Origin of the sequence: Microbacterium hydrocarbonoxydans (genome assembly GCF_023715885.1) — a bacterium.
GTDB classification, from domain to species: domain Bacteria; phylum Actinomycetota; class Actinomycetes; order Actinomycetales; family Microbacteriaceae; genus Microbacterium; species Microbacterium hydrocarbonoxydans_C.
This window is the reverse complement of the sequence record NZ_JAMBOY010000002.1, coordinates 244,455-257,753: the sequence shown is the minus strand read 5'-3', so window position 1 is coordinate 257,753 and position 13,299 is coordinate 244,455. Positions and strand designations below refer to the sequence as shown.

Sequence of the window (13,299 nt, the reverse complement as noted above, 5' to 3'; positions counted from 1 at the left end):
GACTTCCCAGGAGGAGAAGGATCACATGGCTGGTGAACGACAGGCCCGACTCGCGGATCGCATCCGCGTCATCCTCGCCGAGCGTCTGGAGAAGGGGCTGCGTGACCCGCGTCTCGGCTTCGTGACGATCACCGACGTGCGTGTGAGCGGCGACCTGCAGCACGCATCGGTGTTCTACACGGTGCTCGGGACGGAAGAGGAGCGCGTCGCGAGCGGCGCGGCCCTCACCTCGGCGACCGGGATGCTGCGCAGCGAGGTCGGTCGACAGCTCAGCACCCGGTTGGTGCCGACCCTCGAGTTCATCCCGGACGCCCTGCCGGAGAGCGCCGACCACATCTCCGCCCTCCTCCGTGAGGCTCAGGAGCGGGACGCGGAGGTCGCCAAGCTCGCGTCGTCTGCATCGCACGCGGGCGATGCAGACCCCTACGTGCGTGAGGACGACGACACGCGTTCGTGATGTATCAGCATCTCGCTTGAGACCGGAAAACCGGTTGCTACCGTCGGCTTGACGAGCGCACGCTCGTCCGGACCGGGGGGCGAAGAGCGGTGTACAGCGCGCGTGGCGGAGCGGAGGCAGAGGCCTCGGGCGTCGCCTGCGTCCTCGAGGATCTGCTCGCCCGCGAACTCGGATGCGCTCCCGACGTCGTCGCCGGCCTTCTCCGGCGGCTGGACGGCGATCGGGAGGCGGTCGTGCAAGTGGCCGGCGTGCTCGACGTCACGCAACGCCGCGGTCTCCGGCCCTTGCCATCACCCCTGCCTCTGGTCCCGGCGATCGAGACCGCATTCTCCGACTTCGCGCCGGCTCTCCGGGAGAAGAGGGCCCTCCTCGAGCAGGCACTGGATGCCGGATCGCCGTGCACCGCATCTCTCTGCGGAGGCAGGGTGCTCGGTGCCCGAGTCGACGAGCGCTCGGCGGCATGGATACTCGGCACGAGTACGGCCGAAGAGGTCATGGCGGCCCACAGGAGACTCGCCCGGCGATCGGAGCACGAGGATGCCGCGGCCTCCGCCTGGCATCGGGCCTCCGGGTCTTCTGCTCGAGATGCCGGGGCCGCAGTCGAGCTTCTTCGCGCCGCGCGTCAGCTGCGCGCCGACGACGAGTCGCTGCCCTCGTTGCGATTCGCCGCGCTCGCGGCGCAGCACTCCACCGGCGCCGTCCGCGATCAGGCTCTCCTGATCGCGGGTGTCTCGGCGATGGGCTCCGGATATGCGGCGGAAGCCGCCGCACGGCTCTCCGAGCTGTTCCGCGTCGGATCGGAGCACGCGGCATTGCGCGGCGCCGCGGTTCTGCTGGCCGCGGAGACCCATCTGCGCGGGGTCGTTCCCGCTGTCGCTCCCGTCGATCTTCGCCCTCGGACCGACACCACGGCGGACTGGTACGCGTATGCCAGGGCCGCCGCCTTCGCGGCAGCTCTGTGCGCCGAGCGCGGTGACCGTGGGCGCGCGCGCGAATGGCTCGATCAGCTGCGTCTCGCCGCTGCGAAGGTCGGCGCCGAGCGGGAGCTGCGCGATCCGGTCGTGTCGATGACGTGGCTGCTCCTCGGCGAGAGCGAGGCAGACGACGCGCGGGGTGCCGGTCCGCTCACCGGGGTGGTGTATGGCGCACTGCGCGCCGCTGTCGCAGGCGACGTGGACGCGGGCCTGCGCATTCTCGCTGCCGGAGACTATCACCAGGCGGATGCCCGAGATCCGTTCATAGCGGGATTCGAGCGGAGCCCCCTCGTCGAGGCGCATCGAGCAGTCGCGGAGGGGCTGCTGATGACCTGGCGGGGCGACCTCGGTGCCGCCAGAGAGCATCTCGCCGCGGCGGCGCTGAAGCTGCCGGTGGCGATCCCGTTCGCCGGCCTCGGCGTGATACTCGCGCGGCGACTGGATCTGGCCGTCATAGGTGAGATCGGCCCGATCTCTCGCTCGCTGACAGCCGCACTCCCGTCGCCGACGAGAGTCGACCACCTCGTCGATCGGACCGTCCGGGCGCACCTCGACGGGCGGTCCGACGAGGCGGTGGCCCTCTTGCGGCTCTGGATCGAGCGCGGTGCGCCGCAACCCGTCCTCGCCGTGCCGGGCATCGACGAGATCGCTCCGGGCGGCGTGGATGTCGAAACGATCCCGAGGCATCGCGTCGAGCCTCCGGAGATGACCCTCGCCCGGACTCTGCGGCTTCGCGCATCGACGATTCCCCAGGCCGCCTGGGCGTCGGAGGGGTCGCGGCTGGAGGACGCAGCCGGCGGCATCCGGTCGCCCTTCGAGCGGGCGCGGGTGTCGGCTGCGTTCGGTGTGCGGGCGGTCATCCACGATGATCCCCGGGCAGGCAGGCGGCATCTGGAAGCCGCGTTGGCGCTGTTCGAGGAGTCGGGAGCGCTCGCGTGGGCGGAGCAGGTCGCCGAGCGCATCCGACTGCTCGATCAGACGGCGGAGTACGGCGACGAACTGGGTGACGCGGTCGAGGCCATACGTCGGCGGTGGGCGCCCATGCTCACCCACCGTGAGCTCCAGCTCGCACTGGCGGTCGTCGGCGGCGCCTCGAACAGAGAGATCGCCTCGTCGTTCACGGTCTCGGTGCGGACGGTCGAGGTGCACCTCGGGCGCATCTTCGCGAAGCTGGGAGTTCGCACGCGAGTCGAGCTCATGCTGCTCGCTCTTCGCAGCGCGCGTCACGGCTGAGCGTCAACGGGGGAGGGAGAGTGCTTCGCCGTCGGCCTCGGCCAGACCGTCGACGATGAGGGAGTCGATCGCGCGGTCGCGTTGCTGAGCGTCCGGCCAATCGGCCAGCAGCGCTACGAGGGGTACACCCTGAGGTGCGGCGTCGCGGAGAGCGCGCAGGACCTTCCCCCTGGCCTGACGGTCGGAGCCTTCGAAGGAGGCCTGACGGCGCCTCGTGTCGCCCGTATCCGGTCGGCCTGCGGCGACCCACGCGCAGGAGTCCCGCAGAGGGCACTGCTCGCACCGCGGGTTCCGGGCGACGCAGACAGTCGCTCCCAGCTCCATCGCCGCGGCGTTGAACACCGCGGCGTCGACGTCGGAATCGGGCAGCATCGCCTCCATCGCCTCCAGGTCGCGCCGGGAGGGGGATCCCGGCTGCGCCTGACCCAGCACCGCGCGCGCGATGACGCGGCGCGTGTTCGTGTCGACCACCGGGTGTCGGTCGCCGTAGGAGAAGACCGCGACGGCGCGCGCCGTGTAGTCGCCGATGCCTGACAGGCCGAGCAGCGCGTCGACATCACGGGGCACGACCCCGTCGTGTCGCTCCGTGATCTCGATCGCCGCGCGGTGCAGCCAGAGCGCTCGACGCGGATAGCCGAGGTTCGACCATTGCTGCAGCACCTCCGCAGGGGTCGCCGCAGCGAGCGCACGCGGGGTGGGCCACCTCGCGAGCCACGCATCCAGGTGAGGGATCACCCTGGTGACCGGCGTCTGCTGGAGCATGAACTCGCTCACGAGCGTTCCCCATGCGCCGAAATCGTCGTGGAAGGCCGCGCGTCGCCACGGCAGATCGCGTGCGGACTCTCGATACCATTCGATCAACGGCTGCGTCTCCATGGGGATGGAGCGCGGAGTCGAGGACACCTCGACAGCCTATGCGACCTGATACCGGCACGTGGCACGGGTGACGACGGCGCGCGTCGTAGGCTGGGGGGATGGTCTCGCCCGGCATCCTTCTCGTCGACAAGCCCTCCGGGCTGACCAGTCACGACGTGGTCGCGCGCGTCCGACGCGCTTTCGGCACCCGCAAGGTGGGCCACGCCGGGACGCTCGACCCGATGGCGACCGGTCTGCTCGTGATCGGCGTCGAAGGGGCGACCCGTCTGCTCACGTACATCGTCGGGGCCGACAAGACGTATGAGGCGACGATCCGGCTGGGCTCGACGACGACGACGGACGACGCGGAGGGCGACGTGCTCACAGAGGCGGATGCGGCCGCCGTGAGTGCGCTGACGGATTCGCAGCTCGCCGACGGCATCGCCGCTCTCACGGGCACGATCTCGCAGGTGCCCAGTTCGGTGTCGGCCATCAAGGTCGACGGACGCCGTGCGTACGACCGCGTCCGCTCGGGAGAGGACGTGGTGCTGGCAGCCCGCGAGGTGACCGTGTCGCGCTTCGAAGAGATCGGCCGTCGCGCAGGCGACGGGTACCTCGAGCTCGACGTGGTCGTCGACTGCTCCTCCGGCACGTACATCCGCTCGCTCGCGCGCGACCTCGGCGCAGCGCTGGGCGTCGGCGGCCACCTCACGGCGCTGCGACGCACCAGGGTCGGGGACTTCGACGTGACGGATGCCACAGGCCTCGACGACCTCGCCGACGCCGTGCCGCTGACTCCGGCTGCGGCGGCCGCACGGGTGCTGACTCCGCTCGCCGTCTCGGCGGACGAGGCCCGCGACCTCCGCCACGGCAAGCGTCTCGTCGGGCAGGCGTCGCGTCTCGCCGGATCCATTGCGGCGGCCATCGATGCGGAGGGCGTGCTCGTCGGCATCGTCGGCGCGCGCGGGGTCGACCTCAAGAGCGAGATGAACATGCCCGAGGCGACCCGATGATCCTGTGGCTGACCATCGTCCAGATCGTGGCGGCCGCCGCAGCCGGCGTCTTCTGCGTCGCGCTCGGTCTCGCCGGTCGACGACCCAGCGACTACTCCGTCGGCAGCCTCGCGCTCGTCGAGCTGCTGCTCGTCGTGCAGGTGGTCGTCGCGATCGTGGCGCCGTTCGTCGGCAACCCTCCGACCGGGGACCTCCTCGAGTACTGGGTGTACCTCGTCTCGGCCGTGCTGCTCCCGATCGGCGCGGTGCTGTGGGCGCTGATGGAGCGCAGCAGGTGGAGCACCGTGATCCTCGGTGTGGCCGGGATCGCCGTCGCGATCATGGTCTGGCGCATGCACGCGATCTGGACCATTCAAGTGGCCTGAGCGCGCGTTCGGGCGACATCCGGGGTCGGACGACCGCGCCTAGAATGGAGGGAGCTATGAGCACCTCTGTCCCCTCCACCCGCATGACCGGCATCGGCCGTGTCCTCGTGATCGTCTACGCCGTGATGGCGCTGGCCGCGACCGGTCGCAGCTTCGTGCAGATCGTCCGGCAGTTCGACGACGCCCCCCTGGCGTACTCGCTCTCGGCGCTGGCCGCGGTGGTCTACGTCCTCGCGACGCTCGCCCTCATCTTCGCCCGTCGGCCCGGCTGGTACACGGTGGCGTGGGTGGCGATCGTGTTCGAGCTGACCGGGGTGCTGGTGGTCGGTGCGCTCAGCATCTTCCTGCCCGATCTGTTCCCGCACGATACGGTCTGGTCGATGTTCGGACGCGGGTATCTATTCATCCCGCTGGTCCTCCCGGTCTTCGGCATCTGGTGGTTGCGCACGCACCGCCCCGCGCCGGTCGTGACGGAGTCCGCGTCGACCGGGGCCGTCGCGTGATCGTCTTCCGTGATCCTCGAGACGTGCCGCGGGGATTCGGTCCGTCGGCGGTCGCGATCGGCAAGTTCGACGGCGTGCACGCGGGGCACCGCGCGGTGATCCGCCGTCTGAAAGAGGCGGCCGCCGCATCCGGCGTGGATGCCGTCGCCGTTACTTTCGATCGGAACCCGCTGGCCGTCCTTCGGCCCGACCGCTGCCCTGAGAACGTCGTCACGGTGGAGCGCAAGCTCGAACTGCTCGCGGAACTCGACCTCGACGCGACCCTCGTCCTGACTTTCGACGAGGCGCTTGCGGCGCGCACGGCGGAGGAGTTCATCGCCGACATCCTCGTCGCAGCGCTGCACGTCTCGACCGTACTGGTCGGCGAGGACTTCCGGTTCGGACGTGGCGGAGCCGGCACCCCGGCGCTGCTGCGCGAGCTCGCTCCGCAGTACGGATTCAGCGTAGAGGTGGTGGATGACGTCTACCTCGACGGATCGCATCGCCGGGTGTCGTCGACCTGGATCCGCGAACTGCTCATCGCGGGTGACGTCGCGACCGCGGCCCGCGTGCTCGATCGCAACGTCGACGTGCGTGGCGAGGTCGTGCACGGGCTCAAGCGGGGGCGCGAACTGGGCTATCCGACCGCGAACCTGTCGGCGACGGTTGATTCGTTCGTTCCGGCGGACGGCGTGTATGCCGGCTGGCTCGTCGACCACGACACCGGCATCCGTCACCGCGCCGCGATCTCGGTCGGCACCAACCCGACGTTCGACGATGTGCTCCAGCGTCAGGTCGAAGCCCACGTGATCGGCGAGACCGACCTCGACCTCTACGGCCATGACGTCACCGTGGAGTTCGTGGAGCGGCTGCGCGGGATGGTCGCGTTCGAGGGCATCGAGAAGCTCACACAGCAGATGGCTGACGACGTCGTCGAGGCCGAGCGGGTTCTCGGCCCGGGTCGCGACTGACGCGGCTGGTGGATCCGCGCGGCGCTCACAGCGCCGAGGCAGTCGAATGGCATAGACTGATCGCGATCGTCACCGATCCTCGCGCGTCATTCGCGCATCGGTCTCGATCGGAAACACTGTTCGTATGGTCCTGGCTCACGCCACACGCGGACATCGAGAACGGTCGTCGCATCACGAGGATGCAGCGGCCTTCACGCTCAGGAGGAGCATGCCGACCACGGCAACCGCCGCCCCGCGGCGCAAGAAGACATCCCGGCGCGACGATGAGGCACCCCTCATCCCGATCCTCGCGCGTAAGGTGCGCGAGATCGAGGCGAAGTCGCAGCGAGGGAAACTCGGACCGACGAACCGGGTGAAGTTCCAGGTCATCGCCTTCCTGGTGCGCGAGGAGCGCGCTCGCGTCAAGGCGGACGTCGAGATCACCGACGCCGCGCGTGCGGAGCTGCTGAAGCGTCTCGACGGCGTGGCGACGATCCTCGCCAAGACCGCGGCGCGAGACACGTCGCTCATCCAGCTGCTCGAAGCCGACCAGGCCACGTCGCCCGTCGCCAAGCGCATGCGGCGGGACTGGCTGCTGGAGTCGGGTGCTGAGCTCGCTCCCGAGGAGCTCATCATCGCCGACATCGCTCCCGTGCAGATGCCGGTCGTTCCCGCGGCGATCGCGGAGCGTCAGGTCACGCCGCCCTCGGTGGAGGCACGCCAGCTCGCCAATCCGTTCCTCGCGCCCGACCTCACGCCGCGTGCCACGACCACCCCGCGCCGTCGTCTGGACGGCTGGGAGCTGATGGGACCGCTCTACAAGGCTTTCGAGACCGGCGCCGGTGGGTCCGCGGCCAGCATGGACCTGCCGCCCGCGCCGGAGTTCGACCACATCTCGCCCAAGGGCCTCGAGGTGATGGTGCACCAGTCGCGCTTCCTCGAAGCAGTGCGCGCCGGCCACCGCAGCTTCCTGCTCGCCGATGAGCCCGGCCTCGGCAAGACCGCGCAGTCGGTACTCGCAGCTTCCGTCGCGAACGCGTACCCCCTGCTCGTCGTGGTCCCGAACGTCGTGAAGATGAACTGGGCGCGCGAGGTCGAGCGGTGGACGCCGCAGCGTCGTGCCACCGTGATCCAGGGCGACGGCGACGACATCGACGCCTTCGCCGACGTGTTCATCGTCAACTACGAGATCCTCGACCGGCACATGTCGTGGCTGGCGTCGATCGGCCTGCGCGGCATGGTGGTCGACGAGGCACACTTCATCAAGAACCTCTCCTCGCAGCGGTCTCAGAACGTGCTCTCGCTCGCGTCGAGGGTGCGCGAACGGACGCCCGGCGGAAAGCCCCTGCTGCTCGCGCTCACCGGTACCCCGCTCATCAACGACGTCGAGGACTTCGACGCGATCTGGCGGTTCCTCGGCTGGACCACGGGCGAGAAGCCGGGACCCGAGCTGATGGAGAAGCTCGACGCGACCGGATTCACTCCCGCGGACAAGGCCTTCTATCCCGAGGCGCGGGATGCCGTGATCTCGATGGGCATCGTGCGCCGCAAGAAGAAGGACGTCGCGGCCGACCTCCCCGACAAGCTGATCGCCGATCTGCCGGTGCAGCTCGACGACGAGTTCGGTCGCAGCATCCGTCAGGCCGAGCGCGAGCTGGGGGAGCGGCTCGCCGCTCGCTACCGCCGCATCATCGAGGCGCGGGGCGACCGCGGCCTCGCGCCGGGCGAGATCGACGATGACATCGTGCGTCTGGTCGCCCAGAACGAGCTCGAGGAGTCGAAGGCGGCAGGCACGGGCGGTGACAACGTCTTCACCATGGTGCGGCGCATCGGTCAGGCCAAGGCGCAGCTCGCCGCCGACTACGCCGCTCAGCTCCAGCGCTCGGTCGGCAAGGTCGTCTTCTTCGCCAAGCACATCGACGTCATGGACCAGGCGGAGGCGCACTTCGCCGCCGCCGGCATCCGCTCGGTGTCGATCCGCGGAGATCAGACCACGACGACCCGACAGCAGGCGATCGACGACTTCAACGGCGATCCCGAGGTCGGCATCGCGGTCTGCTCGCTCACGGCGGCCGGTGTGGGTCTGAACCTGCAGGCGGCGTCGAACGTCGTGCTCGCCGAGCTATCGTGGACGGCAGCGGAGCAGACGCAGGCGATCGACCGCGTCCACCGCATCGGCCAGGGCGAGCCCGTCACCGCATGGCGCATCATCGCCGCGCACACCGTCGATACCAAGATCGCCGAGCTCATCGACCAGAAGCAGGGGCTCGCGGCGCGTGCCCTCGACGGTGAGGCGACGGACGAGTCTGCAGCGGAGCCCGTGCAGCTCGGAGCCCTCACGCATCTGCTGCGACAGGCGCTCGGCGGAGCCTGAGGACGTATCGAGATCGGCGTCAAGAATCACGATTCTTGACGCCGATTTCTCGTCTTCGGCGGGTGATCGGTGAACTTCTCGCGAATCGTCGCGATTCGGCGGCAAGATCGCCGGTTTTCGGCGGTCGGAATGGCGCGCGGTCACCCCGTGCCGCTAGTGTCGATCGCAGGCAGCGTCGCCTTTTCCCCTTTTCCCGAACCCGTCTGAGGCAAGCATGAAGATCGGCATCCTGACGAGCGGCGGCGACTGCCCCGGACTCAACGCGGTCATCCGCGGCATCGTGCTCAAGGGCACCACCACCTACGACCTCGAGTTCGTCGGCATCCGCGACGGCTGGCGCGGCGTGGTCGACGGCGACTTCTTCCCGCTCACCCGCCACGAGGTGAAGGGGCTGTCGAAGGTCGGCGGGACGATCCTCGGCACGAGCCGCACGAACCCCTACGAGGGTGAGCGCGGGGGCGCCGAGAACATCGCCAAGACGCTCTACGGGCACAAGATCGACGGCATCATCGCGATCGGCGGCGAGGGCACCCTCGCCGCGGCCGACCGCCTCGCGAAGGACGGCATCAACGTCATCGGCGTGCCGAAGACGATCGACAACGACCTGCGAGCCACCGACTACTCCTTCGGCTTCGACACCGCCGTCAACATCGCCACGGACGCGATGGACCGCCTCCGCACGACCGGCGACTCGCACCAGCGGTGCATGGTCGCCGAGGTCATGGGGCGACACGTCGGATGGATCGCGCTCCACGCCGGCATGGCGGCGGGTGCGCACGCGATCCTCATCCCCGAGGTGCCGCAGACCCTGGAGGAGATCACGGCCCTCGTCACCAGCGCCCATGACCGCGGACGCGCTCCGCTCGTCGTCGTCTCCGAGGGCTTCAAGCTGCAGGGCATGGACGAGGCATACAGCGACAAGGGCCTCGACGCCTTCAACCGCCCTCGCCTCGGCGGGATCGGCGACCAGCTCGCCCCGGAGATCGAGCGCATCACCGGCATCGAGACACGAGCCACGATCCTCGGCCACATCCAGCGCGGCGGCTCGCCGTCCGCGTTCGACCGCGTGCTCGCGACCCGTCTCGGCCTGCACGCCGCCGACGCGATCGTCGACGGCGCCTGGGGGCAGATGGTGGCCATGCAGGGCACCGATATCGTGCGCGTCCCCTTTGCCGAGGCTCTCGGCGAGCTGAACACGGTTCCGCGCAGCCGCTACGACGAGGCCGCCGCGCTCTTCGGCTGAGCCGTCGTTCCCAGATCAGGAGTTTCTCCCGAGATCAGGACGATGCCGGCGAGTCGCTCCTGATCTGGGGCGAATCTCCTGATCTCGGGCAGGCTGCGCGGCGCGATGCAGGCCCTGGGCCATCGCCATGAGAACGACTTCCGCGACCTCTCCCGGGTGGAACAGTATCTGCACGTAGTCGAACCGCAGCACGGTGTAGCCGCGCAGTCGCAAGCGTGCGTCCGCCTCGATGTCGCGGCGTCGATCGATCGCCGAGCTGTGGTGGGCGAAGCCGTCGAGCTGCACGATGAGGCAGTCGCCGATCAGACCGTCGACGCGACGACCGTCGATCAAGACCTGCTGCCGGACGCGGACGCCGTGGCCGCGCATGAGGTGGACGAAGTGCGTCTCGAGCCCCGAATCCGACAGACTCGATGAGACCGACGCCAGCTCCGTGGCGGGGGTGCTCCGCCAACGCACACGCGTGAGTTCTGCGGAATCGGCGAGGCCCTTCCTGATCGCGGACTCCCAGATAGCCAGAGCGTCGACCCTCTCCTGACAGTGCGCCACATGCCTCAGCACGGTCACGAGAGGATCGACGAGCGCGCGTGGGGACGTCGGCACCGGACCGCGCGTCCAGTGCACCCGAAGGCCGGAGGCGTCGAACCGCGCCGCGGTCGGTGACACGGCGACGTGCACCGCGCCGTCGGACGGCGGCACCCAGAGCCCCAAGTGACGTGCGGCGCTCACGCACGTCAGTCGGCCGCCTGCGCTGATCGCGGCCAGGATGGCGGGATCTGCGTCCGGCAAGGCGATCCAGGAGCGGCGCCGGCGCAGCATCCGTCCTGATCGCACCTCCTCGGCGATCGCCTTCTTGCCGAATCCGGCGGCAGAGAGCTCGGAGGTGTGGGCGGCACCGCCATGTGCACGGAGCCAGGTCGCCAGTGTCATCCGTCCACCCTGGAGCACGGGAGAAACCAGTGGATGCCGGAAACGCACGTCCTGTGAGCAGAGCGTCCGAACGGCAGCCCGTGCAGAAGGGGTGGACTGCGACCGAGATCAGGACGTCCGCTCGAGATCAGGAGCTTGTGCGCACGAAGCTCCTGATCTCGGGGGAGTCTCCTGATCTCAGGCAGGACGCGCGGCGCGGTGCAGTCCCTGGGGCTAGGCGAGACCGACCCTGTCGAGGATCCACGCGAGCTCGAAGGCGCGCTCCTTCCAGGAGTTGTAGCGCCCGCTGACTCCGCCGTGCCCGGCGACCATCTCGCACTTGAGCAGCACATCGCGGGCGCCGGCTGCGCGCAGGGCCGCGACCCATTTGGCCGGCTCGACGTACGCCACGCGGGAGTCGTTGAGCGATGTGACGGCCAGGATGTGGGGGTATGTCGATCCGTCGCCGATGTTCTCGTAGGGCGTGTACGACTTCATGTACTCGTAGACGTCCGTGTCGTGCAGAGGATCGCCCCACTCGTCCCACTCGATGACGGTGAGGGGGAGCGACGGGTCGAGGATCGTCGTCAGCGCGTCCACGAACGGCACCGCCGCGAGCACGCCCGCGAACAGTTCCGGCGCGAGGTTGGTGATCGCGCCCATGAGCAGACCACCCGCGCTGCCGCCCTCCGCGACGAGCAGTGACGGGGCGGTGACGCCGTCGGCGACGAGCTGCTCGGCGCACGCCACGAAATCCGTGAAGGTGTTCCGCTTCTGCAGCAGCTTGCCGTCTTCGTACCACTGCCGGCCCATCTCGCCGCCGCCGCGCACGTGGGCGACCGCGAACACCATGCCGCGGTCGAGCTCAGACAGTCGCGCGACCGAGAAACCGGGATCGATGGAGTGCTCGTACGAGCCGTATCCGTACAGGTGCAACGGGCGGGGCGTATCGCCGGGTTCCCCGAACGAGCGCTTCCACACGAGCGAGATCGGCACCAGGGTGCCGTCGGATGCCGTGGCCCAGGCGCGGCGCTGATCGTAGTCCTGCGGGTCGTACCCGCCCAGCACTGCGACCTGCTTGCGCAACACCAGCTCGCGCGTGGCCAGTTCGAGCTCGTAGACGGTCGACGGGGTCACGAACGAGGTGTACCCGAGTCGGAGGAAGGGGGAGTGCCACTCCGGGTTCCCGCTCACGCCCGCCGAGTACAGTGGCTCGTCGAAGGTCACATCCTCGATCGCGTCGGTGGCGTAGTCGAGCAGGCCGACGCGCTCGAGCCCCTCACTGCGGTATTCGATCGTGGCGAAGTCGCGGAAGGCGCCCATCCCGAGCAGGCGACGCCCGGGCTCGTGCGGCACGACGACCCGCCGCTGGCCCTGTGGGTCGTCGGCATCCACCGAGACGAGCTCGAAGTCCAGCGCGCCGTCGTTGTGGAGGATGTACAGCCGATCCTCGCCGTCGACGACGGCGTGATCGAGGGAGTACTCCACCCCCTCCCGTCGTGGCCAGATCACGCGGGGCGGCGCGGTGAGGTCGCCCGTCAGATCGACGACGTGCTCCTCACTGGTGATGCTCGATCCGACGGCGATGACGAGATAGCGGCGGCTGCGCGTGATGCCTGCCCCCAGCCAGAACTTCTCGTCCGGCTCGTGGAACAGCCGGACATCCTCTGCGAGCGGGGTTCCGAGGCGGTGCAGCCAGAGGGTGTCCGGTCGCCACGCGTCGTCGCGCGTCGTGTAGACGATGCCGGTGCCGTCGGGGGTGAAGAACGCGCTGCCCGTATCGGGGATCTCGTCGGGCAGCACCCGGCCCGTCCTGAGGTCGCGCACGTGCACCGTGTACAGCTCGTCGCCTTCGAAGTCTGTCGACCAGAGCAGCATCGTCGCATCGTCCGAGGTGTCGAACGCGCCGAGCGAGAAGAACTCGTGACCTTCGGCCTCGACGTTGCCGTCGAGCAGCACGACCTCGCCCGGTACGGGGACGCCGGGCTCGAGCACGGGGGGAGTCCAGTCGTCCGCGACGGCGGCGGTGCGGCAGTGGATGCCGTACTGAGCGCCCTCCTCGCTGCGACTGTAATACCACCAGTCCCCGCGTCGGGTGGGCACGGAGAGGTCGGTCTCCTGAACTCGTCCCTTGATCTCCTGGAACAGCGTCTCGCGGAGGTCGGCGAGGTGCGCCAGCTCCTGCTGCGTGTACTCGTTCTCGCGCTCGAGATGCGCGATCACCTCGGTGGATTCCTTATCGCGCAGCCACTCGTACGGATCGTCGAACGTGTCCCCGTGATGGGTGCGGAGCGTGGAACGGCGGGCGGCGATGGGAGCATCAGTCACCCTCTCCACGCTAGTCCAGGTCGAGTTGACCGGCACCCGAGTGGGTGGGAGGATCTACCGGGGCCGGTTAACGGAAGTCAAACCCACGGTGAACTCTTCGTTCATCACGTCGATCC

Annotated in this window: 11 protein-coding genes; 8 read left to right on the top strand and 3 right to left on the bottom strand. The window is 69.2% G+C overall.

The window, feature by feature from the left end; genetic code table 11:
* Positions 1 to 25 precede the first annotated feature (25 nt).
* Entirely contained in the window at positions 26 to 457 is a 432-nt protein-coding gene (rbfA, locus tag M3195_RS05610; RefSeq protein WP_096714972.1) for a 30S ribosome-binding factor RbfA, read from the top strand.
* 89 nt (positions 458 to 546) lie between these two features.
* Positions 547 to 2,664 (top strand): LuxR C-terminal-related transcriptional regulator, encoded by a 2,118-nt coding sequence (locus M3195_RS17075; RefSeq protein WP_251585565.1) that lies wholly within the window; start codon positions 547 to 549, stop codon positions 2,662 to 2,664.
* A 3-nt stretch (positions 2,665 to 2,667) separates the two neighbouring features.
* Here the strand turns inward: M3195_RS17075 and M3195_RS05600 are convergent, their stop codons facing one another.
* On the bottom strand, positions 2,668 to 3,546 hold the full coding sequence (locus M3195_RS05600; protein ID WP_374209312.1) for an A/G-specific adenine glycosylase: 879 nt from the start codon (positions 3,544 to 3,546) through the stop codon (positions 2,668 to 2,670).
* Positions 3,547 to 3,638: 92 nt separating this feature from the next.
* On the opposite strand from M3195_RS05600, the gene truB reads away from it, so the two are divergent.
* The 6 genes from truB to M3195_RS05570 all read left to right on the top strand — a co-directional run bounded on the left by truB (position 3,639) and on the right by M3195_RS05570 (position 9,946).
* The gene (truB, locus tag M3195_RS05595) at positions 3,639 to 4,532 is read left to right on the top strand and encodes a tRNA pseudouridine(55) synthase TruB (protein ID WP_251585564.1); all 894 of its coding nucleotides are present in this window, start codon (positions 3,639 to 3,641) and stop codon (positions 4,530 to 4,532) included.
* Positions 4,529 to 4,897 (top strand): hypothetical protein, encoded by a 369-nt coding sequence (locus M3195_RS05590; RefSeq protein WP_251585563.1) that lies wholly within the window; start codon positions 4,529 to 4,531, stop codon positions 4,895 to 4,897. The genes truB and M3195_RS05590 overlap by 4 nt, the downstream gene beginning before the upstream one ends.
* A gap of 83 nt (positions 4,898 to 4,980) precedes the next feature.
* Positions 4,981 to 5,400: a hypothetical protein gene (locus M3195_RS05585; RefSeq protein WP_374209311.1), complete on the top strand. Its 420-nt coding sequence runs from the start codon at positions 4,981 to 4,983 to the stop codon at positions 5,398 to 5,400.
* Positions 5,397 to 6,350: a bifunctional riboflavin kinase/FAD synthetase gene (locus M3195_RS05580; RefSeq protein ID WP_251585561.1), complete on the top strand. Its 954-nt coding sequence runs from the start codon at positions 5,397 to 5,399 to the stop codon at positions 6,348 to 6,350. Before M3195_RS05585 ends, M3195_RS05580 begins: the two co-directional genes overlap by 4 nt.
* 208 nt (positions 6,351 to 6,558) lie before the next feature.
* On the top strand, positions 6,559 to 8,703 hold the full coding sequence (locus tag M3195_RS05575; protein WP_251585560.1) for a DEAD/DEAH box helicase: 2,145 nt from the start codon (positions 6,559 to 6,561) through the stop codon (positions 8,701 to 8,703).
* A gap of 214 nt (positions 8,704 to 8,917) precedes the next feature.
* Positions 8,918 to 9,946 (top strand): ATP-dependent 6-phosphofructokinase, encoded by a 1,029-nt coding sequence (locus M3195_RS05570; RefSeq protein ID WP_096714963.1) that lies wholly within the window; start codon positions 8,918 to 8,920, stop codon positions 9,944 to 9,946.
* Between the two features lie 15 nt (positions 9,947 to 9,961).
* On the opposite strand, the gene M3195_RS05565 is transcribed toward M3195_RS05570, so the two are convergent.
* Both M3195_RS05565 and M3195_RS05560 read right to left on the bottom strand, forming a co-directional pair.
* Positions 9,962 to 10,876 (bottom strand): endonuclease domain-containing protein, encoded by a 915-nt coding sequence (locus tag M3195_RS05565; protein ID WP_251585559.1) that lies wholly within the window; start codon positions 10,874 to 10,876, stop codon positions 9,962 to 9,964.
* Positions 10,877 to 11,089: 213 nt separating this feature from the next.
* Entirely contained in the window at positions 11,090 to 13,183 is a 2,094-nt protein-coding gene (locus tag M3195_RS05560) for a S9 family peptidase (RefSeq protein ID WP_251585558.1), read from the bottom strand.
* Between the last annotated feature and the right edge of the window lie 116 nt (positions 13,184 to 13,299).